Source organism: Variovorax sp. WDL1 (assembly GCF_001541225.1).
GTDB lineage: Bacteria > Pseudomonadota > Gammaproteobacteria > Burkholderiales > Burkholderiaceae_C > Variovorax.
Genome location: NZ_LMTS01000264.1, coordinates 1 through 470 on the forward strand (window position 1 = coordinate 1; position 470 = coordinate 470).

Annotated in this window: 1 protein-coding gene; it reads left to right on the top strand. The window is 66.6% G+C overall.

All coding sequences use genetic code 11. From position 1 onward, the window contains the following. Nucleotides 1-470 (top strand): MFS transporter (locus APY03_RS32840; RefSeq protein WP_157103487.1); only part of this gene is annotated, 470 nt, incomplete at its 3' end.

Genomic DNA, 470 nt, shown 5'->3' on the forward strand with positions numbered 1-470 from the left:
ATGAGTGCCGCAGCGTTGCAGCCGACAGCGGCGCCACCCGCACCCGCTGCTGCGGTAGCCCCTCCGAAGCGGGCGATCGCCGGGCTGGTCGGCATCCTCATCGCGGCCATGATGGCCGGACTGAACAACCGCGTGGGCGCGTTGGCGCTGGCGGACGTGCGTGGCGCGCTGGGCTACAGCCTGGACGACGCCTCCTGGCTCACGACCGTCTATAGCGCCGGCGAAGTGATCGCCATGCCGTTTGCGGCATGGTTCGCCATCACGCTCTCAGTGCGCCGCTTCGAGCTGTGGATGATCGGCGCATGCACCTTGCTGGCGGTGTGCATTCCCTTCATCCATGACCTCGATCTGCTGCTGGCCATGCGCTTCCTGCAAGGCATCGCCAGCGGCACGATGATTCCCGTGCTGATGATGGCGGCGTTGAAGTTCCTGCCGCCCCACATACGGCTGCACGGACTGGCGCTGTATGC